The organism is Pseudomonas sp. NFACC08-1 (assembly GCF_900106735.1).
In the GTDB taxonomy this organism is placed as follows: Bacteria; Pseudomonadota; Gammaproteobacteria; order Pseudomonadales; family Pseudomonadaceae; genus Aquipseudomonas; species Aquipseudomonas fluorescens_Q.
The window spans coordinates 216,766-242,386 of the sequence record NZ_FNNL01000002.1 but is presented as its reverse complement, the minus strand read 5'-3'; the positions used below and the strand labels follow the sequence as shown (position 1 = coordinate 242,386).

Here is a 25,621-nt window from a genome sequence, read left to right as displayed (position 1 = left end):
CTATCGGAGCATCCTGATTTACACCTAAGGATTGCGGTTGGTGCGGTAGGAGAATTCCTACCCGAAGGTGACAGCCCCCCAAAACGACAGCAAAAAAAACCAGCGACAGGCGCTGGTAAACAAACTGGGACTCGCACGCGTCAGCCAAATCGCGACTCGCTGCCCTGCCCCGTGGCCACCCAGAGCGCTTCAAGACTCTTGAAGCCCCAGGTCTTCTCCGACTCAATGCTGACGATGCTGTCCTGCCCACAGGCCAGATCAATACATTCGGGAGGCAGCGGCACACGACTCGACGCCGAGTAGAAAACCTTCACCCTGGGCGTGAGCAAATAATCGGCGTGTTGCTCCGTCACCACCGCCAACCTGCCACTTTGAAGGCGAACCAAAGCACCAACCGGATAGATACCAATGCATTTGACGAAGGCGTGAAACACTTTCTGATCGAAATGCCCGCTCCATCCCGCCATTTTTCGAATCGATTCGGCGGGGCCCCAGCGATCCCGATAAGGACGGTCAGACGTCACGGCGTCATACACATCACAGACAGCGGCCATGCGCGCGAATAGACTGATCTGGGTGCCACATAACTTATGGGGATAGCCACTGCCGTCGACCTTCTCATGGTGATGCAAGCAAACGTCCTGCACACGGGAGGTGAAATGCCTGCTGTCCGCCAGCATCCTGGCACCCTCCTCGGGGTGCCTGCGCATCGTCATGTGTTCGGTGTCATTCAAGGGCAATGGTTTCGCCAGGATGGCCGTGGGTATCACCATCTTGCCCACGTCGTGCAGCAAGCCCGCCAGCCCGGCTTCTTGTACCAGCAGCGGCGGTAAATCCAACTGACGTGCCAAACCAATCATCAACCCACAGACGGCTACCGAATGCATGTAGGTATATTCATCGACGGTCTTGAGGCGCACCAGGCTGAGCAGTGCATCAGGATGACGTAACAGCGAGTCGGAGATTTCACCCACCATGTCCGTGACTCGATCCAGTTGAACGATCCGGCCCATGCGCAAATCGCCGAACATCTCCATGACAGCCGCCTTGGAACTGGAGCAAAGGTTGACCGCCCTCAACAACTCTTCGCTCATTGCCACCCTCGGACGCGGTCCGGGTACTTCGGTGCACGATCGGGTCGGCAAGCGCGGGGACTGCTGAGCCTGCACAGTGGGTTCAGCAGGCGCAGAGGCTTGTACGTCCACTCCCTTGGACAGGTCGATCCATGCACCATCAATGTCCGAGGCAATGACTTTCTCCAGCACCTCCTCATTCTGAATCAGGAAGCCTTTGCTCCAGAACGGACGCTCTATGCAGGAACCGGACAGCTCCTGGACATACATTCCTACGCAAAGATCGGTCACACCGATATATTTCAACACGATGCAGATCCTCCTCTGTCCGCAACCGCTCACCCTGAACTGCCCGAGGCGCGGTTGTCTTGGATTCGCACCAGGATGCCACCCCAGCCCTTGAATAATAGCTAGGTGCCACCCCATGAATAATCGGAGCAATCTTATTTAGGACTAGGGAATACAGAGGGTCGTGTAGGGATATTCCTACTATGCGTCACCCACTAAGAACGGAACGCATCAACCTTGAGCCCAAACCGACTCATCTTGTTGTACAACCCGCCACGCGACACATTCAGCCGTTGAGCAGCCAGGCGGATGTTTCCGCGCGTGTCTTTAAGGGCGGCGATAATGGCATTCATCTCATGGGTGCCCAGGTCCGGCGCCATCCGCGGCCCGGGGGCACTTCCCCATGTCGATGGGCGCCCTCGCTGCCTGATTTCCAGGGCAAGATCGCTCGGCTCGATCAGTTCAGTCATCGCCAGGTTGGTCGCCCGCTCAATGACATTTTCCAGCTCACGGACATTGCCTGGCCAGTGATAGGCGCCAAGCATGTCCAGCGCCGCGGGCGAAAGGTCCTGCATCGACTTGCGTAGCGACCGCGCGCACCGCGCGAGAAAATGCCGCGCGAGCAACGGTACATCTTCGCGGCGCATCCGCAGTGGCGGCACCGTCAGGTTCAGCACGTTGAGCCGGTAGTAAAGGTCCTCCCGAAAGGCGCCTTCGGCCACGGCCTGGCTCAGGTTGCGATGGGTGGCGGCGATGATGCGCACGTTGACCCGCAGCGATTTTTTCGCCCCCACCCGTGTCACCTCGCCTTCCTGCAGGACACGCAATAGGCTGACCTGCGCATCAAAGGACATGTCACCGATTTCATCCAGGAAGATCGTCCCACCATCGGCCAATTCGAACTTGCCTGCCGACCCACCACGCGCCGCGCCGGTGAAAGCGCCTTCGACATGTCCAAACAGTTCGCTCTGCACCAGGTCACGGGGAATGGCGCCGCAATTAACCGCCACAAAAGGCCCGCCACAACGGTCACTGCCATTATGGATGGCCTGGGCGAACAGCTCCTTGCCAGTGCCGCTCTCACCGAGGATCAGCGTGGTCGAATCACTGCGACTGGCAACCCGCGCCAGGTGCAGTGCATCCTCAATCGCCTGTGAACGGCCGAGGATGGTTTCGAAGGTGTAGCTGGCCTGGGTGCCAATGATCCGCCGGGTGATTTCCCGGATGCGTCGGTTCTCGCGCAACGACACAATCCGCCCGCCTTGCTCCAGCGGGCAGACCGACACCAGGCAGGCCAGATGGCTGCGGTCGGGCAATTCAAAGGTGCAGTCCAGGTCGCGCACGCCGTCCCCGCCCGCGAGCAGGACTGCATCGGTCAATTCGCTCTGGCCCAGGCTCTTGAACGGACTGCCGAGCAGGTCATGGCCGACGCGGAACAGTTGTCGAGCGTAATGGTTGAGGGCCTTGATGCGGCCCTGCTCATCCAAAACCACCAAGCCCTCGTTGAGCACCTCAAGGACTGTCTGTTGTTCTTCCAGCAAGGCTTGCAGCGCCATCTGCCTGGAGACCGCCTCGGCCGCAGCCTGGACGGTGCCCAACGTATGGAAATGAAACCAGCCGGGCTCTGCCGTCAAGGTCAACATACCCAGCGTCCGGCCTTGGGCATCGCGGATTGGCGCGGCGGCGCAATGCATCCGGCGCTGGCGCAGGCCAAGCCCGAAGTTCTCCTCGGCCAGCACATACACCAAACGGTCTTCGACAATAGCCAGCCCGGTGCAGTTGGTGCCCTGTACCGACTCCAGCAATCGACTGCCGATGGGTGTGAGGTCCAGGCCACAGAAATACAACGTCGTGCCTTCGGCATCGGTCAGGTTGATATGGCCCCTGGGGTTATAGGCGAGCAAACCGCGCATGACTTGCGCCGCAGCGGCGATCAGCACCCGGTTGGCGGCCAGTGTCGCGGTCAGGTCGGCAGGCGCGACAAAACGGTACTCGCCGTCTTCTGGGTCGAGGCCGGCATGGACGCTGCGCAACCAGGATTCCCAAATCACCCGACGGATCCCCGCAGGCCGTTCGATAGCCCCCTGCAAACACGCGCGCCAAGCCTCATCCAGCGCAGTGCCTGGCCCTTGGTTCAACGACGCGGGGCCCAGCGTGGTGAGGTAGTCACGGTCTTCGGCGCTCAATGCTGCAGGTTGCTGGTTCATTATTCGGCCCCATGTCCATATTTTCGACATGTCAGTATAGACATGTCATTTAAATGAACATGATTTTGAATAAAACCAAATAAATCCCCTTTAATATCAATAAGTTAATTATTGGCACAGCGCTTGCTCCCTGCTTGCACAGACGAGGACATTCTTACCGCCGAGTCGCTAAAACAATAAAGGGAGTCATGTTCATGAGCACATCCAAGACCCTTCGCCTTGGCCTCATCGGCGCCGGCCGCATGGGCAGTTTTCACGGCCTGACCGCCGCCCGGCACATCCCCGGCGCCTGCCTCGCCGCCATCGCCGACCCTACGCCCGGCCAAGCCGCACGCTTGGCGGCAGAACTGGACGTGCAGAAGGTCTATACCGACCCACAGCAATTACTCGATGACCCGGACATCGACGCCGTGCTGATCGCCGCCCCGGCACGCAGCCATGCCGAGTTGGTGATCAGTGCGGCCCGGGCCGGCAAAGGCGTGTTCTGCGAAAAACCGATGGCCATCACCCTGGACGAAGCCGACCGCGCCATCGCCGCCGCTGCCGATGCTCGGGTGACGCTACAAGTCGGCTTCAACCGGCGCTTCGCCAGAAGCTTCCGCACCGCCCACCTGGACGTGGTCGCCGGCCGGATCGGTACGCCACAACTGCTGCGCTCGTTGACCCGCGACCCAGCGCTGAACAACCCGGCTGCGTCACCACAATGGGTGATCTTCCTGGAAACCCTGATCCATGACTTCGACACCCTGCGCTACCTGAATCCGGGCGCCGAGGCGGTTGAGGTTTTTGTGATGGCCGATGCCCTGATCGCACCGGCCTACAAGGCCAAAGGGTTTCTCGACACTGCGGTGGTCACGATCCGTTTCGATAACGGCGCCATCGCCACGGCCGAGGCCAATTTCCAGGCCGTGTATGGCTACGACGTCCGCGGCGAAGTATTCGGCAGCGCTGGCATGCTGACCATGGGCAACGTCAACGACTCTGACTTGCTGCGGTACCTGGCCAATGGGGTCCAGGCCGACACCCAGCGCATGGACACCGACCTGCTGCGGGATGCCTATGTGGCCGAGCTCAACCACTTCGCCAACTGCGTGCGCAGCGGTGAAAAACCTCTTGCCAGCGGTGAAGACGCGCGGGCGGCACTGGCCATTGCCCGTGCCTGTATCGATTCCTTCCAACAGGGCAAGGCGGTGCGCGTGCAAGGAGCCCGGTCATGAGTTTCAGCCCGTTCAAACTGGCGATCAGCGCCGAAATGGTCTTCCTCGACCTGCCCTTCATCGAGCGTGTCAAACGCATTCATGCCCTGGGCTTCAGCGTCGAGATATGGAACTGGACGACCAAGGACATCCAAGCCCTCGTAGCGAGCGGCGCGGACTTCACCTCCATGACCGGCTACATCTCAGGCAACCTGACCGATCCCGAGGGCATCCAGCAACTGCTCGACAGCGCCCAGGAATCCTTGGCGGTCGCCGCTCAATTGGGCTGCCCCAGCCTGAACCTGCATGGCACCGGCCTGGGTGACCAGGGCCTGCCGGTCAAACCCGTGGCCCAGACCACCGGGCGCATGTGGTTGAACGCCTGCAAGACGCTGGAAAAAATTGCCCGCCTGGGCGAAGACGCGGGTCGGGTGTTCCTGCTGGAAAATCTCAACACCGAAGTCGACCACCCGGGTACGCCGTTCGCCCGCGCTGACGATACCCTGGCGCTGATCGAAGCCGTGGGCAGCCCGCACCTGAAGATGAACCTGGACCTCTATCACGCACAGATCGGCGAAGGAAACCTGATCGAACTGATCCAGCGCGCCGGCAGCGCCATCGGCGAAATCCAGGTCGCCGATGTGCCGGGACGCATGGAGCCCGGCACCGGTGAAATCCACTATCCCGCCATTGCCAGGGCCTTGTTCGGAATGGGATACAGCGGTGTCGTCGGCCTCGAAGGCTGGGCCAGCGGTGACAGCGAGGTCGCGCTGGAGCGTTTCCGGCAGGCCTTCACGCTTGATGGATAAAGCCGCGCCGTGTTCAAGACGTGCGGCAGATTTTCATCTCTTGGTGACGTACAACTCATAACAACAAAAGGACAATCATCATGCGTCGTTGCACACTGCTTTTCGCCACCCTGCTGTTGCTGTTCAGCCAATGGGCCGCCGCCGACTACCGCATCGGCGTCAGCATCGCCAGGGTCGACGACAACTTCATGACCTACGTGCGTAACGGCCTGGACCAGGCCGCGAAAAAGGAAAACGTGCAGATCCAGTTCGAGGACGCCCAAGGCGATGTGGTGCGCCAACTCAACCAGGTCCAGGGCTTTATCAACCAGAAAGTGGACGCGGTCATTGTCCTGCCGGTGGACACCTCCGCCACGGCCAATATCACCCGCGCCGCGGTCGAAGCGAAGACGCCGCTGGTCTATGTCAACCGTCACCCGGACGAGCGCACCTTGCCCAAGGGCGTCGTCACGGTCGCGTCCAATGACATCGAGGCCGGACAGCTGCAGATGCGCTACCTGGCCGAAAAGCTCGGCGGCAAGGGCAACCTCGCGATCATCATGGGCGACCTGGCACAAAACGCCACCCACGACCGCACCGAAGGCGTCAAACAGGTGCTCAAGGACTATCCCGGAATCAAGATTGTCGAGCAGCAAAGTGCCGAGTGGCAGCGCAACAAGGGGATGGACCTGACCAGCAACTGGCTGCTGGCGGGCAGTCGGTTCGACGCCATCGTCGCCAACAACGACGAGATGGCCATCGGTGCAGCCATGGCTTTGCAGCAGGCCGGCAAAGCCAAGGGCGAGGTCGCCATCGTCGGGATTGACGGCTTGCCCGACGGCCTCGCGGCGATCAAGCGCGGGATGCTGGTCGCCTCGGTGTTCCAGGACCCCAAGGCCCAGGCGAGCAGCGCGGTACAAGCAGCGCTCAAGATGATCAAGGGAGAGCCGGTGGAAACGGACGTCTGGGTGCCGTTTCAGTTGATCAAGCCTGAGCAATTGGCGGTGTTTGAGCAACATTACAAGTAGCGACAGGCCCCTCATTTCGCCGCGATCCCGACAAGGGATTAGCGGCGACTTGCAAGCCCAAATCCTATTCTCTGCAGGACGACCTCGCCAGCCGGTCTACTTCCCTCCGGTCACATCCAGAAAGGTGCCCGTCACAAACGAAGCCTCCGGCCCCGCCAACCAGAGAATGGCCCGCGCCACCTCCTCCGGCTGGCCGCCACGCCCCATCGGGATCGTCTCCTTCACCCGGTCGACTCTGCCCGGCTCTCCGCCACTGGCATGCATCTGGGTATAGATATGCCCGGGGCGAACGCAGTTGACACGAATACCCTCCCGGGCCACTTCCTTGGCATAACCGGTCGTGAACGTTTCAACCGCCCCCTTGGACGCTGCGTAGTCCACGTATTCATTCGGGCTACCGAGGCGGGCTGACGCCGAAGAGATATTGATGACGGCACCGCCACGCCCGCCATAACGGTAGGCCATGCGCCGGGTCGCGTGTTGCGCGCAGAGCATCGGGCCCAAGGTGTTGACCGCAAAGATTCGCTGCATGCGCTCGAAGCCAAGATCTTCCAAGCGAGATTGGCGTGCCAATATCGAAGCGTTGTTGACCAGCACATCGATTCGTCCGAAGCGCAGGTCAAGGGTGGCGAAGAGTTCGGCGACCTGGGCTGGGTCGGCGTTATCGGCACGTACCGCCAAGGCACGGCTCCCCTTGGCCTCGACTTGCGCTGCCACCGCCAACGCCGACGCCTCATCGGCGATGTAGGTCAGCATGACGTTGTAACCTTGCTCAGCGGCCAGCAGGGCCGTCGCCGCCCCGATCCCGCGCCCGCCTCCGGTGATCAGGATCATAGGGTTTTGCGAACGGTCATTCATGATCAATCCTCACAGCCCAATGAAAAAAGTGGCGTCAACCGATAACCAGCGTACCGAGCGCAATAACGGCGCATGCCAGCAGCTTGCGCAAGGTCAATGCTTCGCCAAGAAAGGCGTACCCGATCAAAGCGGCGAACATGACGCTGGTTTCCCGCAGGGCGGACACCGCCCCCATCGGGGCATGGGCCATGGCATAGATCACGACGCCGTAGGCCAGCAATGAAACCAACCCGCCAGCGAAGGCTGCGGCGATACCTGGCCGCCAGGCAAAGAGGCTGCTGGCATCTCGCAGTCCGATATAAACCAGGGGCATCATCACGCCCCACAACAGGCACATCCAGGCGGTGTAGGCCATTGGCGCCCCGGAGAGGCGAACACCCATGCCATCGACGACGCTGTAGGCGGCAATGAAAAAACCGGTTCCCAGTGCGTAGGGCAAGTCAGGTAACGCCCGCCGGCGCCCGGTATAAGCCAGCGAGAGGATTCCGGTCGACACCAACGCAATACCTAGCAGTCCACTCGGCGCCACCCGCTCACCCACGAACAGCGAAGCGGCCAGGACGATCAGGACCGGGGATACACCGCGGGCGATTGGATAGGTCTGGCCCAGGTCGCCGGACTTGTAACTGCGCACCAGGAACAGGTTGTAACCCACGTGCAATACAGCGGAGAGTCCGACGCAGAACCAGCTGGCACGGGCGGGCGGCGCCAGCAGCGCCGCCACGATGACGCTCGCCAAGGCTATCGCCACGCACATGATGGTCATGGACCACAAACGGTCGGTGCCCCCACGCAGCATGGCATTCCAGCTGGCGTGCAGCAGCGCGGCGAACAAGACCAGGCAGATGATGTGTAAAGGCATGCATCATCCTAGACCGATCGAGTAGCGCCAAAAAAGCAAAGTCTCTTCATCCCGACATGAAGAAAACCTCATGCATAAGCGTGCTGCGCGTCCAGGGCCTGGGTAACCAGCCAACGACGAAAGTGGGTGATATGAGGCTGGGTCTCGATCCCCTTGGGGCATACGAAGTAATACGCCAGGGGCGATGCACACGGCAGTTCGAAAAGCCTTTCAAGACGGCCGTCATTGAGTTCGGCTTCGACATGCCCGCTGCGTGCCAGCGCGATCCCTTGTCCCAGGAGCGCCGCCTCGATGGTCATATTGGTATCTGCGTAACGAATGCTTTCCTTCAAACTCGTAACCTCAACGCCCACCTGGGCAAACCACTGCTCCCATTTCGGCACCAACGCTGCGCCATCGCGCGTAAGCAGCGGATAGCGCAGCAATTCGGCGGCCGTTTGAGGCGTACCAAAGCGTGCAAGCAAGGCTGGGCTGGCGACCGGGAAAATCTGCTCGCGGAACAAAAACTCTGAAAACAGCGAAGGGAAATGCCCGTTGCCCAGGCGGATAGCCACGTCCGGGTCTGTCGTCGAGAAATTAATGGGGCTATCGGTACTGTCCAAGGTAAGCAGAATTTCCGGATGCGCTTGCGCCAAATCAGGCAGCCTGGGCAGCAACCACTTCAAGGCGAAAGAATAGGTCGTGCTCACGCTCAGCCGCTGCCGCCCGTTCTGCTCGCGCAGATCGGCCAAGGTGGCCTCGAGCTTCATGAAGAACTCCCGCACGATGGGCGCAAGCGCTGCGCCTGCCGAGGTCAGGTGCAGCGAGCTACCGCGATGAAACAGTTGCAATCCCCAGAGCTGTTCCAAATGCTTGAGCTGGTGGCTCACTGCGCTCTGTGTGACATGCAACTCCTCTGCTGCCGCGGTGAATGTGGCGTGCCGCGTAGCGGCTTCAAAGGCGCGCAGGCTTGAGGAAGGAGGGAGGTTTCGCATGATGGTCCCTTCTATGAGTAAACGCTCATGCTAGCGCCTTTGCGTCTGTCGTTGTAGGCAAGCTGAGCAGCGACGGGCTTGCTCGCGCTGGCGGCCAGCGTGCGAACTACCGCGTTCATTTGGGCAGCGCGGCCATCCACATCGAACCTGGCAACTATCTGTGCAGCGTGCCCGCAGGCAGCGGCGTCACGGCGTTCTACCTGCCGTTCGCCGACACCGACAGGAAAATGGCCGAGGTGCTGAGCAAGATGTTTCTGTTGCTGGATGACATGAACATCACCGATAGCCTGATCCTGGAGCAAATACAGCGCGGCGGCTGATGGTCAAGAAAATCGAATGACGTCATTCAAGCATTGAAAACACATTCACCCGACTCAGAGCTTCGCTTTCGCCAGATCCGCAATCAGAAAATCCCTGAAGGCACAAACCGCTGCCGGTAAATTGCGTCCAGCCATGCTTTGCAGTTCGATGCGCCGCGCATGCATGCCTTCATCGAGGATCGGCAAGCATTGCAGGGCCTTGTCCGCCACCTGCTTGTGCAAGGTCATTTCGCTGGCCAGGCTGATACCCCCCTCTTCGCGGACGAAGCTATAGAGCGAGGCAACGTAATTAGTGGTCAACACCGGGTCGAACAACAGCCCCTGTACACCGCAACAGATGTCGAACAGTTGCCGTATCGTGGTGTCGGCCTTGGGTAACGCAATGGGCCAGGGTTGCAGCTCAGCGAGGCTGACCGCTTCACGCCCGGCCAAAGGATGAGCGTTGGAGACCACGGCAAAAATCGCCCCGCTCAGGACATGTTCGACCTTGATTTCCTTTTGCGGCGTCAGGCTGAAGGTCATCGCCAGATCGGCTTCACCGGAACGCACCTTCTCGGTCGCTTCGGCAGGCGCACAGACCTCCAAGGTGAAATGAATACCCTGATACTCACGCCGGAACGCGCTGATGGTCCTGGGCATGTATTCCAGTGCAAAGCCTTCCGAGCAGGCCACATGCACATGACCTCGTTGCAAGCCATGCAGCTCGGTAATTTCCAGCACCACCTGCTCGGCCTCAAGCTGCGACTTGCGCGCATAAGCCGCCAGTCGTGCCCCCGCCTCGCTCAGCACCATGCCCCGGGCACGACGCTCGAACAGGCTGGCATCCAGGGCCAATTCAAGCTTGGCAATCTGCCGGCTCACCGCTGACGCCGCGACATTCAGCCGTACCGAGGCTTCGCTGATCGATCCGCATCGCGCCACTTCAAGAAAATAGCGCAGTGCCGTGGACTGCACACCATACAGCTGCATCGGCGCCCCCAAGGTTTGCCTTTTTGGCAAAGGAAGTATCGAAATATTATTCTTGTGGCATTGATAGCCTTTCCCTACATTCGTGTCCAGATCAAAAAAAATACAGCCTGATCTTTTTACCCCCTTTCCGCTTTTGCGATTCGCTGCCCTTTGATTCAACCACTCTCGCCAACGGAGACGACGGCATGGGCATCAAAGGTTTCGCCTGCACTATTGCGCTGATGGGCTTCATCAGCAGTTTTCCGGCTCACGCCGGTAAAGCCAACGACACCCTGGTTTACGCTTCCGACAGTGAGCCTGAAAACATCAGCCCCTATCACAACGATCTACGCGAAGGCGTGATTCTCGGGCGGCTGATCTGGGACAACCTGATCTACCGCGACCCCAAAAGCGGCCAATACCAACCCATGTTGGCCACTGGCTGGAAACAGGTCGACGACACCACCATCGATTTTGAGCTGCGTAAAGGCGTCAAATTTCACAACGGCGACGCCTTCACCGCCGACGACGTGGTGTTCACCCTCAACTACGTGGTGTCGCCTGAAGCGAAAGTCGTTACCGTGCAAAACGTCGACTGGATCAAGAGCGCCGAAAAAACCGGTGACTACAGCGTCCGCCTGTATTTGAAGAAGCCTTTCCCTCCGGCCCTGGAATACCTGTCCAACGCCGTTCCGATGTTCCCCAAGCAGTATTTCGAGAAGGTCGGCCTGGCCGAATTCAGTCGCAAGCCAATCGGTACCGGGCCGTACAAAGCCGTGTCGGTGGTGGCTGGCGAAGGCGTGACGATGGAGATCAACAAGGACTACTTTCCGGACAGCCCACAAGGCAAGCCCCATATCGGCCACCTCAAGTTCCGGGTGATCCCGGATGCGGAAACCCGCCTGGCCGAGTTGATGACCGACGGTGTCGACTGGACTTGGCGCGTGACCCCGGATCAGGCAGTCGACCTTAAAGGTATGCAGAGCCTGACCGTGACCAGCGGCGAAACCATGCGCATCGGTTTCCTGATTCTGGATGCCCGGGGCACCTCCACTGAAAACTCGCCCATGAAAAACCTCAAGGTGCGTCAGGCCATCAACCATGCGATCAACCGCAATGCGCTGGCCACGCAATTGGTCGGTGGCGAAGCCAAGCCCTTGCAGGTGGCCTGTTATCCAGGCCAGTTCGGCTGCGATACCACCGCGGCCACGGTCTACGACTATGACCCGGCCAAGGCCAAGGCGCTGCTTGCCGAAGCCGGTTACCCCAATGGCTTCGAGACCGAAATCTTCGCTTATCGCGACCGTGATTACGTCGAAGCCATCATCGGCAACCTGCGCGCCGTGGGCATCAACGCCAAGCTGCGCTTCTTGAAGTACGCCGCCCTGCGCGATCAGCAGCGTGGCGGCAAGGTGCCCATGTCGTTTCAGGCCTGGGGCTCGTTCTCGATCCTCGACACCTCGGCGTCGGCCGGCACCTGGTTCAAGGGCAATCCGGACGACAACATCAAGGATCCGCAAGTCCAGGGCTGGCTGCAGACCGCCGATAACGCCCTCGACCCGCAAGTGCGCAAGGAGAACTACCGCAAGGCGTTGCAGCGCATCAGCGAACAGGCGTATTGGGCGCCGATGTTCAACTACTCGATGAACTACGCCTACACCGCCGACCTCGCGTTCACGCCGTACCCGGACGAGCTGCCGCGTTTCGTTCAGTCCAGTTGGAAATAATCCGCACCCAGCGGATTGATCGAGAGGTGCCGTGGCTTGCGGACCAACCCGCACCACGGACACCACCTGACATGTCATCCATTGGATACGAGGAAACTTGCCATGCTTGGATTCCTTCTGCGCCGGCTGGGCATTGCTATTTGCGTGGCCATTACCGTGTCGGTGATCAGCTTTTCTCTGTTGCACCTGTCCGGCGACCTGGCCACGGCCATTGGCGGACCGGAAGCCACGAGCGAACAGATCGAACAGATCCGCGTGCAATACGGCCTGGACAAACCGCTACCGACCCAGTACTTCAACTGGCTGGGCGATTTGCTGCGGCTGGACCTGGGCGACTCTTTTTTCTTTCAGGAATCGGTCTACAACCTCGTCGCCAGCCGCTTGCCGATCACCCTCGGGTTAGGGGCCATGGCGCTGGGCATCGCCTTGCTGGTGGCGATTCCACTGGGCGTGCTGGCGGCGGTCAAACGCGACACCTGGATTGACCGGTTGGCCTTGAGCATCGCGGTGCTGGGCCAGGCGATGCCCAGTTTCTGGTTCGCGCTGATGTTGATCGTGGTGTTCGCGGTGACGCTCAAGTGGCTACCGGTGTCCGGCAATTCGACCCTGCTGCACTTCGTCATGCCGGCCATTGCCTTGGGCTACTACGCGACGCCGGCCATCATGCGCCTGACCCGTGCAGGCATGCTTGACGTGCTCAGTTCCGATTACATCCGCACGGCCCGCGCCAAGGGCTTGCGCCCTGCCCGCGTGTTGTTCAAGCACGCACTGCGCAACGCCTTGATTCCGGTCGTCGCCCTGGCGGCGGTGGAGTTCGGCTTCATGCTCGGCGGTTCGGTGGTGATCGAAACCGTGTTTTCCCTGCAAGGCATCGGACAACTCGCCTGGGACGCCATCGCCCGTGACGACTTTCCAGTGGTACAGGCCGTGGTCCTGCTGATTGCGGTGATCTACATCATCCTCACCTTGCTGGCCGATGTGCTCAACGCACTGCTCGACCCGCGTATTCGCGTGCGCTAGGAGGCTTACATGAGCACCCCCACGACCCTCGCGATCAATGACTACCTGCCACCCCCGAGCAGCCTGAGCCGAGTCCTTGGCAAGAGCTTTCGCCATCGTGGTTTCGCCATCGGCGCGGTGTTGTTGCTGATCATCTTCGCCGGTGCACTCTTCGCCCCGTGGCTGGCACCTTACGACCCTTATGCGCAAGACGTGATGCTGCGCATGAAACCGCCGGTGTGGATGGCCAACGGCACCTGGGAGTACGTCCTCGGCACCGACAAGCTGGGCCGTGACTACCTGTCGCGCTTGCTCTACGGCGCACGGATTTCGCTGTTCATCGGCATCGCGGCGGCACTGATTTCCGGCTTTATCGGCACCGTCATGGGGCTGTTGGCCGGTTACTACGGCGGCAAGGTCGATGCGTTTATCAGCTACCTGATCACCACCCGGCTGGCGATGCCGGTCGTGATGGTCGCGCTGGCCTCGGCCTCGCTGATGGGCGGTTCGCTGAAAGTGGTGATCGTGCTGCTCGGTTGCCTGTTGTGGGATCGCTTCGCGGTGGTGGTCAGGGCTTCGGTGCAACAGATTCGCGATGCTGAATATGTGGCCTCGGCCCAGGCGCTCGGCTGCTCGACCCTGCGCATTCTGGTCAGTGAAATCCTGCCCAATCTGGTCGGCGCGCTGATCGTCGTCGCGACCCTGGAAATGGCCCACGCGATCCTGCTGGAGTCGGCCCTGTCGTTCCTCGGGGTTGGCGTGCAACCGCCGACGCCGTCCTGGGGTTTGATGATCGCCGAAGGCAAGCCCTACATGTTCTTTTCCCCGTGGGTCATCGCCATTCCCGGCGTCGCCCTGATGATTCTGGTGCTGGGCATCAATCTGGTCGGCGATGGCCTGCGCGATCTGATCCTGCCCGACGGTCGCAACTGAATAGAGGAGTCCGGACATGGCACTACTCCATGTTGAAAACCTGCGCGTGGACATCCCCATGGGCAACAGCCCGACGCCGGATGACATGCTGCATGCCGTGCGCGGTCTGGATTTTGAAGTCGAGCGCGGTGAAATGCTGTGTATCGTCGGCGAATCCGGCTGCGGTAAATCCCTGACCTCGCTGGCGCTGATGGACCTGTTGCCACGCAAGGCCAGACGCACCGCGTCCCGGCTGACGCTGGACGGCATCGACATGCTCGGCCAGAGCGAGCGGCGCATGTGCGACCTGCGTGGCAATCGTCTGGCGATGATTTTCCAGGAACCGATGACCTCGCTGAACCCGGCCTACAGCATTGGCGACCAGCTCAGCGAAGTGTTGACCCAGCATCGCAAGGTGTCACGCAAGGATGCCCTGGCGCGCGCCGCGCAGATGCTGGAGAAAGTCGGAATCAGCAATGCCACCGAGCGCTTGCGCCAGTATCCGCATCAACTGTCTGGCGGTTTGCGCCAGCGGGTGATCATCGCCATGGCGTTGATGTGCGAGCCGGACCTGATCATCGCTGATGAACCCACCACGGCCCTGGACGTGACCATCCAGGCGCAGATCCTGCGCTTGATCCGCGACATTCAGAAAGAGTTCGGCCTGGCGGTGATTTTCATCACCCACGACCTTGGGCTGGTGGCACGGATCGCCGATCGGGTCGCAGTGATGTATGCCGGGGAAATAGTCGAAACCGCCCCGGCCCTGCAATTGTTCGAGAATCCGCAGCATCCGTACACCCGTGGTCTGCTGGCCAGTATCCCAATCCCTGGCCGGACCAAACCGGGTGAGGCACTGGGTTCGATTCCAGGGCTGGTACCAAGCCTGGTGGGCGAACAGCAAGGTTGTGCGTTCCGCAATCGTTGCGCCCAGGCGATAACGGCCTGCGCGCAAGACATCCCCGAAATCGAACAGGACGGCCACATGGCGCGCTGCCTGTTCGCCGCACCGGCCCCGGCGCCGATTCGCCTTCAAGAGAGGGCTCGGTCATGAAAAAAGACATTGCCTTGGAGCTGTGCGACATCCGTCGCGAGTTTCGGATCAACAAGGGCTTTTTCAAACCCGCCGCCACCCTGAAAGCCGTGGATGGTGTTTCCCTGCGCCTGATGCGTGGCGAGACCCTCGGCCTGGTAGGTGAGTCCGGTGCGGAAAAAGTACCCTGGCAAAGCTATTGCTCGGTCTGTTGGCGCCAACCAGCGGCGATGTGCTGATCAATGGCAAACATCTGGCAGCGACGGATCGCAAGGCAATGGCCCGGCACATCCAGCCGATATTCCAGGACCCGTACTCCTCGTTGAACCCACGCAAGACACTGCGCGAAATCATTACCCTGCCGCTGATCGTGCATGACATCGGTAGCCCGGCCGAGCGGCGCAAGAAGACCGAAGCAATGCTTGATGTGGTCGGCCTGCCCAAGCGGGTCATCGACAGCTATCCGAGCCAACTGTCCGGCGGCCAGCGGCAACGGGTGGCCATTGCCCGAGCGTTGATCATGCGCCCTGACGTGTTGATCTGCGACGAACCCACCTCGGCACTGGACGTTTCGGTGCAGGCGCAGATTCTCAACCTGCTGCAAGACCTCAAGCGCGAATTCGGCCTGACCTATCTACTGATCAGCCATAACCTGGCGGTCATCGAACACCTCGCCGACCGGGTCGCGGTGATGTACCTGGGGCGCATCGTTGAGGAACGTACGCGCGAAGCGTTGTTCGCTAAACCCGGCCATCCTTATACCCGTGCCTTGCTGGATTCGGTGCTCACGCCCGATCCGCGCCTGGGCATTCCCGAAATCGGCCTGCACGGCACCTTTCCCAATCCGATGTCACCGCCCTCCGGTTGCGCTTTTCACCCGCGCTGCCCGAGCTGCTTCGCCCCCTGCAAAACGGCCTACCCGGCCAATGATCCGATTATCGGCGGCAACGTGCGTTGCCACCTCCACGACAGTCCCGCCCAAACACTGGAGCTTGTCCACTCATGAGTCGTTCACTGGCCATCAGCAACACCACCGAGCAATTCGATAACGGCGCATTTTTCAACCTGCTTGAACGCAGCGTCGCCTTGCACACCGAAAGCCAGGCAACGGACAGCCGGCCCGAGTTGTATCGCTACCTCCATGACTTCATTACCCCGCATGTCGAGGCGATGGGCTTCAGCGTCAAGATCTATGACAACCCAGTGGCAGAGCGCGGCCCCTTCATGATCGCCACGCGCATTGAACATCCGGAACTGCCGACCGTACTCAGCTACGGCCACGGTGATGTGGTACGCGGCTATGAAGCGCAATGGCGTGAAGGCCTGTCGCCGTGGCAAGTCATTGCCGAAGGCGATCGCTGGTACGGCCGCGGCACGGCGGATAACAAAGGCCAGCACCTGATCAACCTGACCGCGCTGGAGCAAACGCTCAAGGCGCGCGACGGCAAGCTGGGTTTCAACGTCAAACTGCTGCTGGAAATGGGCGAAGAAGAAGGCTCGCCAGGCTTGAATGCATTCTGTGCCGCCCACAGTAAAGAGCTCGCCGCGGATGTTTTCATCGCCTCGGACGGCCCGCGCCTGGCGGCCTCACGACCGACGATTTTTCTCGGTTCACGCGGAGTGTTCAACTTCGAGCTGGTGGTCAATCTGCGCGAAGGCGCTCATCACTCCGGCAACTGGGGCGGATTGCTGGCCAACCCAGGCATCATCCTGGCCAATGCCATCGCGAGCATGGTCGATGAACACGGTCGGGTGAAAGTGGCGGGCCTGATGCCTGAATCACTGCCTGAGCCGGTTCGCCAGGCACTGGCCGATATTGACGTCGGTGGCGGACCGGGCGATCCGGACATCGACGCCAACTGGGGTAACCCGGAGCTATCCCTGAGCGAAAAAGTGTTCGGCTGGAACACCCTCGATGTCATCGCCTTCAAGACCGGCAACCCGGACGCCCCCGTGCATGCGATCCCCGGCAAGGCCAATGCCCACTGCCATATCCGTTTCGTGGTGAACAGCGACTACACGACCTTTATCCCGGCGGTGCGTGCCCACCTGGATGCCCATGGTTTCAGCAATGTCGAGGTCAAGCAAAGCCGCATCGACGTGATGCATGCCACGCGGCTGGACCCGCAAAGCCCATGGGTCAATTGGGCGCTCAGCTCCTTGGCACAGACCACCGGCAAAAAACCTGCACTGCTGCCAAACCTCGGTGGCTCGCTGCCCAACGATGTGTTCGCCGACGTGCTCGGCCTGCCAACCTTGTGGGTGCCACACTCGTACCCGGCCTGCTCGCAACATGCGCCGAACGAACATCTGCTGGCACCGGTGGTCAAGGAAAGCCTGCAAATCATGGCCGGGCTGTTCTGGGACTTGGGCAACGACGCAGCACGCCTGACCCAGGAACATCAGTTGCGGGAGCAGGCGCAATGAGTGCCACTGCACAACAGGCGCTGGACTGGCTGGCTGACCAGCGCCCAGCCATGGAAGCGCTGCTGCAGCGCATCGTCGATACCGACTCCAACAGCTACGACAAGGCCGGCGTCGACGCCGTGGGCGCGCTGCTCGCGGCTGAACTGGAAGCCGACGGCATCCTGCTCAAGCGCATGCCGGTCGAGGGTTTTGGCGACGTGCTACTCGCCGAAGTGCCAGGCGAACCTGGCAAGCCAGTGCTGTTGCTGGGCCATCGCGACACGGTGTTCCCCAAAGGCACCACCACGACGCGCGGCTACAGCCGCGACGCCAACCTCGCCTATGGCCCCGGTGTCGCCGACATGAAAGGCGGCCTGGTGCTCAATTGCTTCGCCCTCAAGGCACTCAAGCGCGCCGGTTCGTTGCCCTATCCGGTGCAGGTCCTGTACACCGGTGACGAAGAAATCGGCTCCGGCAGCGCCAGAACCCATATCGAAAACGCCGCCCGTGCCGCCCGCGCCGTGCTCAATACCGAACCCGGTCGAGCCAGCGGCAACGTGGTCAGCGCCCGCAAAGGCGGCGCCACGCTGATCATCGAAGTCAGCGGGCGCGCGGCGCATGCCGGGGTCAATCATGCCGACGGCGCCAGCGCCATCGAGGCCCTGGCACGCAAGATCGTCAAGCTCCATGCCTTGACCGATTACTCGGCAGGCATCACCACTAACGTTGGCCTGATATCCGGAGGCACGTCCAGCAACACCGTCGCGCCTAGCGCCTGCGCGCGGCTGGACGTGCGCTTCATCGAACTCAAGCACTGGGATCAAATCCTTACCGCAATCCTGGCCATCGTCGCCGAAGAAGAACTGATCGGCACCCACGCCATCCTCAAGGAAGCGACCACCTTTCTGCCGATGGAGGCCCGTTACAGCGAACGATTGCTGCACATCTACCAACAAAAAGCCCTGGCGCTGGGTTTCAGCGTCGAAGGCGAGTTCACCGGCGGTTGTGCCGACTCCGGATTCACCGCCAGCCTGGGCATCCCAACCCTGTGTGGCCTCGGGCCGGTGGGGGGCAAGGTCCACACCGATCGTGAATACCTGGAGCTGGACACGCTGGTGCCTCGCGCCCAAGCATTGGTGGCGACCATCCTGGCTGTCGGTGAAAGCGGTTGATGGCCCGGCTTCAAGCCTCCCAAGGGGCCACGGCGTCAACGTCAATGGCGTAGCGTTCAATGGCCTCGGCACAGACACTGGCGTCCAGACGCCCCTCATGCACCAGGGAGGTCAGCGCACTCAGGACGATCTGGTGGCGGTCCACTTCGAAGAACCTGCGCAGTTGGTGGCGGGTATCGCTGCGGCCAAACCCGTCGGTGCCGAGTACGGTGTAATGGCCATCGAGATAACTGGCGATCAACTGGGGCAAGGCGCGCACGTAATCGGTACAGGCAATGATCGGCGTCGAGTCGTGGAGGCATTCCTGAACATGACTGCATTTGGCAGGTTGTCCGGGGTGCAGGCGATTCCAGCGCTCCACTTCACGCGCATCCCGGGCCAACTCGGTGAAGCTGGTCACGCTCCAGACCTGACTGTCGATACCCCAATCGCTCGCCAGCAACTCGGCGGCGGCAATCACTTCGCCCAGGATGGCGCCGGAACCCAATAACTGAACACGCCCACGCGCATCCTCGACTTCATGCCGGGCAAACAGGTACATGCCCTGGATAATGGCCTGTTCGACACCTTCAGGAAGGTTGGGCTGCGGGTAGTTCTCGTTCATCAGGGTGACGTAGTAAAACTCGTCCACCTGGCGCTCCAGCATCTGGCGCATGCCGTGATCCAGGATCACCGCGAATTCACCCGCGAACGCGGGATCATAGGCGCGACAGTTGGGCACCATCGACGCCATCACGTGACTGTTACCGTCCTGGTGCTGCAAGCCTTCGCCCCCCAGGGTTGTCCGCCCCGCGGTGGCGCCCAGCAGAAAACCACGAGCCCGTTGATCCGCCGCCGCCCAGATCAGGTCGCCGATGCGCTGGAAGCCGAACATCGAGTAGTAGATGTAGAACGGCAGCATCGGCAAGCCATGCACCGAATAGCTGGTCGCCGCTGCCACCCAGGAACTGATCGCCCCCGCCTCGCTGATGCCCTCTTCGAGAATCTGCCCGTCCAGGGCTTCCCGATAACTGAGGATCGAACCGATGTCCTCCGGCTCGTAACGCTGCCCCACGCTGGAGTAGATGCCGATCTGCTTGAACAGGCTGGCCATGCCGAAGGTACGCGCTTCATCCGCCACGATCGGCACGATGCGCGGCCCCAGTTGCTTGTCCCGGAGCAAGCCGCTGAGCATCCGCACGAAGGCCATGGTGGTGGACATTTCCTTGCCTTGGGCGGCGATGGCAAACCCGGCGTAGCTGTTTACGTCGGGCACGGCCAATGACGCGCAGGCCGAAGATCGAGCAGGCATGTAGCCGCCCAATGCCCGGCGCCGTGCATGCAAGTAGCGCATTTCCGCGCTGTCGTCGCTCGGCTTGAAGAAGCTCAGCGAGGTGGCCTGTTCATCGGTCAATGGCAGGTTGAAACGATTGCGGAACGCGATCAACGCCTCACTGTCGAGTTTCTTCTGCTGGTGCACGGTCATCTTGCCCTGCCCGGCGTCGCCCATGCCGAAGCCCTTCTTGGTCTGGGCCAGGATAACCGTCGGTTTCTTGCCCTCGAGCATTGCGCTTTGATACGCGGCAAAAATCTTCACCAGATCATGACCACCGCGCTTGAGGCGGTCGATCTGTTCGTCGGTCAGGCCTTCGGCCAAATGCGCCAGGGCTTCGTCCTGGCCGAAGAAATGCTCACGGTTGAAGCGCCCATCCTTGGCCGCGAACGTCTGGAACTGGCCATCGACCGTGGCCGACAAGGCCCGGACCAACACGCCGTCCTTATCTCGGGCAAACAATCTGTCCCAGTCGGAACCCCAGACCAGCTTGATCACGTTCCAGCCCGCACCGCCGAACAACGCCTCGAGCTCGTCGATGATGCGACCGTTGCCACGCACCGGGCCGTCCAGGCGCTGCAGGTTGCAATTGACCACCCAGACCAGGTTATCCAGCCCTTCGCGCGCCGCCAGGGTCAGCGCCGACATGCTTTCCGGCTCATCCATTTCACCGTCCCCAAACACGCCCCAGACGGTGCGCCCCGAGGTCTTTTGCAGGCCGCGGTGCTCCAGGTACCGCATGAAACGCGCCTGGTAGATCGAGCTGATCGGACCGATCCCCATGGAGCCCGTCGGGAACTGCCAGAAGTCCGGCATCAACCAGGGATGCGGATAACTCGACAACCCCCGGGCGCCATTGGCGCGTGCGCCGATCTCTTGTCGATAGTACTGCAGATCCTTTTCTTCCAGGCGTCCCTCGAGGAAAGCCCGGGCATAGACGCCTGGCGCCGAGTGAGGTTGGTAGAACACCAGATCACCGCCGCCGGTTGGGGTGCGCGCCTTGAAGAAGTGATTGAAGCCCACTTCAAACAAATCCGCCGCACTGGCATAACTGGCGATGTGTCCGCCCAATTCGCCATAGGCGTGATTGGCCCGGGCAACCATCGCCAGGGCATTCCAGCGCATGATCGATGCCAGACGCTCCTCCATGGCCAGATCCCCGGGAAACGCCGGTTGCTGCTCAACGCTGATGGTATTGATGTAAGGGGTACCATGGCTGGGTCGCCAGCCGATGTCCGAAGTGCTTGCCACGGCCAGCAGCATGTCGAGGATCTGTTTGGCCCGGCCCGTGCCGCCGTGGGCGGCGACCGACAGCAAGGCCTCACGCCACTCGGCCATTTCTTCATCCTCGACAGCCCGGGCCGGCCACTGGGCATGGGGATTGGACAGGTTCATAGGCAACTCCTGCTGGTGTCGGGTATCGCTTCAAGGTGGCGCGAGTGGCTCACTCGGGCGAGGCGTTTTACCTGTTCTACCGCCGCAATGACGGAGCGTTCGCCCGCCTCGTCCGGTGCGACCGGATAGAGGCATGGCTGATCAATGGAAAGGTCGTGCAAGAAGCGCTCATCCAGTTCACCGAGCACCACAAAACAGTAGTCACTCTTGGCCACTTGCACGCCAACCAGCTTGCCATTCACGGTATTCACCGTATCGACATGGATCAGCGCAACATTGTCAAAACAGCTGAACCCCTGATGGATCAAAGCGATATGGTCGCTATCGAGTCCGCTCACGATGACCACGATACGCGTACAACTGGAAGGCTCGCGCATCCACTTCATTGCATGGATACGACCCTCGGCGGTTCGGCTCATAAGCGTTGCCTTTCTGGTTTCAACTGGCGAATTGACGAGGACTGGGTTAAATGACGCCACGCGCCTGCAGCACGCTTTTGGCCAGGCTCCGGGTCGCCGATAACACTTCTTCCACCTGTCGGTCCATCGCCGCAGTGGATGAGGCTATCGTTCCCAGTTCGAGGACGCGCAGCGGATGGCCGCAGACGGATCCCAGCCAGGTCAGGCCAGGCACCGTGCCGACTTCCAGTAAAAAGCTGCCGTGGGGGACGCAGCGCAAAAGTTGGCGGGCATAACACGCGTCGCCCCCGGTAGACGGCTCCGGACTGGACCCGACCCGCAACCAGTCGACCAACAACGCCTCGGATTGCGTGACGGCCAGATAAGCCACCTGGTCCCAGTCATCTATCGTCACGTGCAGCTTGTCGATCATGTATTTGGGTAACGCGGCGCTGGTCACGATGACCACTCCGGCATCCGCCGAAGGCTCCTTGATCCAGACTGCGGATTGCGATATCCCATGCATGGCGGTACTCCCGGCGGTTGGGTTGCAGCGGCTTGCTCCGAGCGGCGATCCTGACATTCAACATTGATGCCGACTAAGCCACCGCCTCGTGAGCAAGCGCTCGCCTACAGGTCACTGGCGTGAATCAGCCGTTGCGGAACAGGAAGCTGTAGGCATTCAGCGCCGGCGCCCCGCCCAAATGCGCGTAAAGCACTTTCGAGCCTTCGGGGAACTCGCCACGGCGGACCATTTCAATCATCCCGTGCATGGATTTTCCTTCGTACACCGGATCGGTCAGCACACCTTCCAGGCTGCCGCACAGGCGAATTGCTTCCAGCGTGCCGTCGTTAGGCAAACCGTATTCCGGATAGGCAAACCGCGTATCGAGCACCACGTCCTCTTCGGTAATTTCGCGGCCCAACTCCACCAGTTCTGCGGTATGCCGGGCGATACGCAGGATCTGTGCCTTGGTTTTCTCTGGCTTGGCCGAGGCATCGATGCCGATCACGTTCTTCGAGCGGCCGTCCGCGGCGAAACCGACGACCATGCCGGCCTGGGTACTGCCAGTCACGGAACAGACCACGATGTAGTCGAACGTGAAGCCCAGTTGTTTTTCCTGCTCGCGCACTTCCTCGGCAAAGCCGACGAACCCGAGGCCGCCATAGGGATGCTCGGAACAACCCGCCGGGATCGGGAACGGCTTGCCACCCTGCTCCACGACATCGCTCATGGCCTTTTCCCAACTTGGCCGGATACCAATATCGAAACCTGCCGCGTCCAGTCGTACGTCAGCCCCCATGATGCGCGACATCTCGATGTTGCCCACCCGGTCATACACCGCGTCGGAATAGTTCACCCAGTTTTCCTGCACCAGCACGCACTTCATGCCCAAGTGGGCAGCGACGGCAGCGACCTGGCGGGTCTGGTTCGACTGGATGCCGCCGATGGAGACCAGCGTATCGCAGCCTTGCTCGATCGCTTCGGGAATCAGGTACTCGAGCTTGCGGGTCTTGTTCCCTCCGAAAGCCAGGCCACTGTTGCAATCTTCACGCTTGGCATACAGCTCGACCTTGCCACCCAGGTGTTCACTGAGACGCTTCAAGGGCGTGATGGGAGAAGGACCGAAGGTCAACGGATAACGTTTAAAACGATTCAGGTTCATGACTCTGCTCCTCGATTATTGAATATCCAAGCGCCAGGCCGAGAAGCAAAGGGCTGCATTCCAGGCTCTTCCACGGGGGCTTCGATGAGTTCAATACTAAGAAGAAATCGAAAAATATGTATTGCAAATTATTAGCAATTAAAGAAACATAATTTTCAGAAAAAACCATCAAACATACTTTTACTGCGTAGAAATACATATGAGCGCAATAAACACTCGCAAGAAGCCGACCGAAACAGCCTCGACGCCGCAGCCGCTGGATCGAACCGACCGCGCCATTCTCAAGGCCCTGCAGCGAGATGCCTCCATCTCCAATGTGGCGCTGGCAGAGAAGGTCAAACTGAGCGCGCCAGCCTGCCTGCGACGCGTCGAACGGCTCAAGCAGGCCGGCCTGATCAAGCACATCGTCGCACTGCTGGACAATGAAGCGCTGGATGCGGGGATGGTGGTCTTGATCGGCGTGGTGCTGGACCGTTCCACACCGGAGTCCTTCGCCGCATTCGAAGCGGCCGCGCAAAAAGTGTCCGGCTGCATGGAATGCCATGTGGTGACCGGGGAGTTCGACTACTTCATGTTGATACGAACCAAGGACAGCAACAGCTTCAACCGGCTCCACGCGGAGCAACTACTTTACCTGCCCGGGGTTCGCCAGATTCGCTCGTTCATGGGGTTGCGCCAGGTCTTGTCGACCACCCACATTCCCCTTTGAGGCGCCAGTCAGGCTGGGCAGCTCTTCATTGCTTACTCAGCGAAGCATCAAGAGGAATATCGAGGGTAAAGGTTGCGCCCTGTCCAACCCCGTCGCTGTGCACGGTCAAGCTGCCACCCATTTCCTGCGCGGCCAGCGCGCAGCTGTGCAGGCCAAAACCGTGACCGTCTTTGCGCGTCGTGAAGCCATGGGTAAAAATACGCTTCAGGTGCTCAGGCGCAATCCCATTGCCGTTGTCGGCCACCGTGATACGCAATACTGACCCTTCAACGAGGGACACGCTGAACGTGACGCATGGGCTGCGATCGATCACGCCGTCCAACGCCTGCTTGGCATTGCCGATCAGGTTCACCAGAATCAGCAGCACCCGGTGCCGATCCAGCGCCAGCAGGGGCAAGTCGGCAATGTTCTTGACCATCGTCACCTCCTGGCGCGCCAGTAATCCAGCACTCATGCGCAAGGCATCGTCGATTAACTCTGCGACCGGCACTGTCTCGACAATACTGACGGCAACGGCATAGGACTGCTGGGCTGCGACAATGGTTTTGATGTGGTCAATGCCCTTGGTGAGTTGCCCAAGTTCTTCGATGATGCCCTGTTGCTCCTCCGTCACCACTTTCGCCAACCTGAGCAGGTAGTCGGGCAGCATCTTCCCTTTGTGGTCCCTGGTGAGAAAATCGCTCAGGTCATGGACGTGTTCGCTCAGCAGTTGAGCCACCTTGCCCAGCCCCTGGGCTTTGGAGGTGCGCATCTGGCTGCTGACCAGTTCTGCCGATACGTTCACGCTGTTGAGGACGTTGCCGACGTTGTGCAGCACAGTCGTGGCGATTTCGGCCATGCCCGCCTGACGAGATTTAGCATTCAGTTCGGTTTGCACCTGGCCCATTCGTAGCGCCGCGCGTACGCGAGCCTTGAGCTCCAGCGGCGAGAAGGGTTTGGCGATATAGTCATCGGCGCCACTCTCCAGCCCGGAGACGCAAGCCTCGCTACCGCCGCGAGCGGTCACCAGGATCACGGGCAAATGGGCGAAACCGGCGCTGGCCTTGATTCTGGCCGTCAAGCCAAAGCCGTCGAGCTTTGGCATCATCACATCCGAGACGACGACATCGATGGGCCGACGCTGCAGGAGTGCCCAGGCCTGCTCTCCATCAGTTGCGGTGGCGACGCTGTAGTCATCGCGCAACAGCTCGCGCAGATAGCTAAGCATTTCCGGGCTGTCGTCTACCACGAGCACTTTGGATCGCAAGGCGTGTTCCGAGTGCTGCTCGACCGCGTCTTCCATCGGCGCCCGGTCATTGCGACTGCCATGGCGGCCGTCGTCGAAATGCAGGTGGCGCTGCTCGGTTGTG

The 25,621-nt window shown here is 60.6% G+C and carries 21 protein-coding genes and 3 pseudogenes; 12 read left to right on the top strand and 12 right to left on the bottom strand.

From position 1 onward, the window contains the following. Positions 1–140: 140 nt before the first annotated feature. Positions 141–1,382: a cyclic di-GMP phosphodiesterase gene (locus BLU76_RS04845; RefSeq protein WP_092142328.1), complete on the bottom strand. Its 1,242-nt coding sequence runs from the start codon at positions 1,380–1,382 to the stop codon at positions 141–143. A 194-nt stretch (positions 1,383–1,576) separates the two neighbouring features. Beyond that, the gene (locus BLU76_RS04840; protein WP_092221680.1) at positions 1,577–3,568 is read right to left on the bottom strand and encodes a sigma-54 interaction domain-containing protein; all 1,992 of its coding nucleotides are present in this window, start codon (positions 3,566–3,568) and stop codon (positions 1,577–1,579) included. Positions 3,569–3,762: 194 nt separating this feature from the next. Between BLU76_RS04840 and BLU76_RS04835 the strand changes: the two genes are divergently transcribed. The 3 genes from BLU76_RS04835 to BLU76_RS04825 all read left to right on the top strand — a co-directional run bounded on the left by BLU76_RS04835 (position 3,763) and on the right by BLU76_RS04825 (position 6,580). Further along, complete coding sequence (locus BLU76_RS04835) at positions 3,763–4,785, top strand: Gfo/Idh/MocA family oxidoreductase (protein WP_092221678.1); 1,023 nt, start codon at positions 3,763–3,765, stop codon at positions 4,783–4,785. Continuing rightward, positions 4,782–5,573 carry a TIM barrel protein gene (locus BLU76_RS04830; protein ID WP_092221676.1) on the top strand — a complete coding sequence of 264 codons (792 nt, stop codon included), beginning with the start codon at positions 4,782–4,784 and terminating at the stop codon, positions 5,571–5,573. Before BLU76_RS04835 ends, BLU76_RS04830 begins: the two co-directional genes overlap by 4 nt. Before the next feature lie 80 nt (positions 5,574–5,653). Continuing rightward, on the top strand, positions 5,654–6,580 hold the full coding sequence (locus BLU76_RS04825) for a sugar ABC transporter substrate-binding protein (RefSeq protein WP_092221674.1): 927 nt from the start codon (positions 5,654–5,656) through the stop codon (positions 6,578–6,580). A gap of 96 nt (positions 6,581–6,676) precedes the next feature. On the opposite strand, the gene BLU76_RS04820 is transcribed toward BLU76_RS04825, so the two are convergent. The 3 genes from BLU76_RS04820 to gcvA all read right to left on the bottom strand — a co-directional run bounded on the left by BLU76_RS04820 (position 6,677) and on the right by gcvA (position 9,274). Next, on the bottom strand, positions 6,677–7,438 hold the full coding sequence (locus tag BLU76_RS04820; protein WP_092221672.1) for an SDR family oxidoreductase: 762 nt from the start codon (positions 7,436–7,438) through the stop codon (positions 6,677–6,679). Between the two features lie 34 nt (positions 7,439–7,472). Further along, positions 7,473–8,300, bottom strand: coding sequence for a DMT family transporter (locus tag BLU76_RS04815; protein ID WP_092221670.1), 828 nt, complete (start codon positions 8,298–8,300; stop codon positions 7,473–7,475). Between the two features lie 68 nt (positions 8,301–8,368). Continuing rightward, the gene (gene gcvA / locus BLU76_RS04810) at positions 8,369–9,274 is read right to left on the bottom strand and encodes a transcriptional regulator GcvA (RefSeq protein WP_092221668.1); all 906 of its coding nucleotides are present in this window, start codon (positions 9,272–9,274) and stop codon (positions 8,369–8,371) included. Positions 9,275–9,393: 119 nt separating this feature from the next. On the opposite strand from gcvA, the gene BLU76_RS04805 reads away from it, so the two are divergent. Beyond that, positions 9,394–9,594, top strand: a complete 201-nt coding sequence (locus BLU76_RS04805) for a DUF7737 domain-containing protein (RefSeq protein WP_256572641.1) — start codon at positions 9,394–9,396, stop codon at positions 9,592–9,594. Positions 9,595–9,648: 54 nt separating this feature from the next. On the opposite strand, the gene BLU76_RS04800 is transcribed toward BLU76_RS04805, so the two are convergent. Continuing rightward, complete coding sequence (locus BLU76_RS04800) at positions 9,649–10,563, bottom strand: LysR substrate-binding domain-containing protein (RefSeq protein WP_092142397.1); 915 nt, start codon at positions 10,561–10,563, stop codon at positions 9,649–9,651. 185 nt (positions 10,564–10,748) lie between these two features. Here BLU76_RS04800 and BLU76_RS04795 point away from each other — a divergent pair, with 185 nt between their 5' ends. The 7 genes and pseudogenes from BLU76_RS04795 to BLU76_RS04765 all read left to right on the top strand — a co-directional run bounded on the left by BLU76_RS04795 (position 10,749) and on the right by BLU76_RS04765 (position 18,791). Continuing rightward, positions 10,749–12,269, top strand: coding sequence for an ABC transporter substrate-binding protein (locus tag BLU76_RS04795; protein WP_092142400.1), 1,521 nt, complete (start codon positions 10,749–10,751; stop codon positions 12,267–12,269). A 102-nt stretch (positions 12,270–12,371) separates the two neighbouring features. Next, positions 12,372–13,289 (top strand): ABC transporter permease, encoded by a 918-nt coding sequence (locus BLU76_RS04790; protein WP_092142403.1) that lies wholly within the window; start codon positions 12,372–12,374, stop codon positions 13,287–13,289. 9 nt (positions 13,290–13,298) lie between these two features. Beyond that, positions 13,299–14,201 (top strand): ABC transporter permease, encoded by a 903-nt coding sequence (locus tag BLU76_RS04785; protein WP_063321810.1) that lies wholly within the window; start codon positions 13,299–13,301, stop codon positions 14,199–14,201. 16 nt (positions 14,202–14,217) lie between these two features. Then, positions 14,218–15,234, top strand: coding sequence for an ABC transporter ATP-binding protein (locus BLU76_RS04780; protein WP_092221666.1), 1,017 nt, complete (start codon positions 14,218–14,220; stop codon positions 15,232–15,234). Beyond that, positions 15,231–16,219, top strand: a pseudogene (locus tag BLU76_RS04775) (ABC transporter ATP-binding protein). Before BLU76_RS04780 ends, BLU76_RS04775 begins: the two are co-directional and overlap by 4 nt. Continuing rightward, positions 16,216–17,640 carry a M20 family metallopeptidase gene (locus BLU76_RS04770; protein ID WP_092221664.1) on the top strand — a complete coding sequence of 475 codons (1,425 nt, stop codon included), beginning with the start codon at positions 16,216–16,218 and terminating at the stop codon, positions 17,638–17,640. Before BLU76_RS04775 ends, BLU76_RS04770 begins: the two are co-directional and overlap by 4 nt. Then, positions 17,637–18,791 (top strand): M20 family metallopeptidase, encoded by a 1,155-nt coding sequence (locus tag BLU76_RS04765; RefSeq protein ID WP_092221662.1) that lies wholly within the window; start codon positions 17,637–17,639, stop codon positions 18,789–18,791. The genes BLU76_RS04770 and BLU76_RS04765 overlap by 4 nt, the downstream gene beginning before the upstream one ends. A 10-nt stretch (positions 18,792–18,801) precedes the next feature. Here the strand turns inward: BLU76_RS04765 and mdeB are convergent, their stop codons facing one another. The 4 genes from mdeB to BLU76_RS04745 form a co-directional block, all read right to left on the bottom strand. Beyond that, positions 18,802–21,498, bottom strand: coding sequence for an alpha-ketoglutarate dehydrogenase (mdeB, locus tag BLU76_RS04760; protein WP_092221660.1), 2,697 nt, complete (start codon positions 21,496–21,498; stop codon positions 18,802–18,804). Then, positions 21,495–21,917 carry a hypothetical protein gene (locus BLU76_RS04755; protein ID WP_092142425.1) on the bottom strand — a complete coding sequence of 141 codons (423 nt, stop codon included), beginning with the start codon at positions 21,915–21,917 and terminating at the stop codon, positions 21,495–21,497. The genes mdeB and BLU76_RS04755 overlap by 4 nt, the downstream gene beginning before the upstream one ends. Before the next feature lie 46 nt (positions 21,918–21,963). After that, positions 21,964–22,422: a transketolase gene (locus BLU76_RS04750; protein ID WP_092221658.1), complete on the bottom strand. Its 459-nt coding sequence runs from the start codon at positions 22,420–22,422 to the stop codon at positions 21,964–21,966. A gap of 124 nt (positions 22,423–22,546) precedes the next feature. Further along, positions 22,547–23,563 (bottom strand): 1-aminocyclopropane-1-carboxylate deaminase, encoded by a 1,017-nt coding sequence (locus tag BLU76_RS04745; RefSeq protein ID WP_072339314.1) that lies wholly within the window; start codon positions 23,561–23,563, stop codon positions 22,547–22,549. 199 nt (positions 23,564–23,762) lie between these two features. On the opposite strand from BLU76_RS04745, the gene BLU76_RS04740 reads away from it, so the two are divergent. Then, on the top strand, positions 23,763–24,272 hold the full coding sequence (locus BLU76_RS04740) for an Lrp/AsnC family transcriptional regulator (protein ID WP_063321819.1): 510 nt from the start codon (positions 23,763–23,765) through the stop codon (positions 24,270–24,272). 25 nt (positions 24,273–24,297) lie between these two features. Here BLU76_RS04740 and BLU76_RS32170 read toward each other — a convergent pair. Both BLU76_RS32170 and BLU76_RS32165 read right to left on the bottom strand, forming a co-directional pair. Beyond that, positions 24,298–24,639: pseudogene (locus BLU76_RS32170) on the bottom strand (ATP-binding protein); the annotation flags it as partial. Positions 24,640–25,158: 519 nt separating this feature from the next. After that, positions 25,159–25,494: pseudogene (locus BLU76_RS32165) on the bottom strand (response regulator transcription factor); the annotation flags it as partial. Between the last annotated feature and the right edge of the window lie 127 nt (positions 25,495–25,621).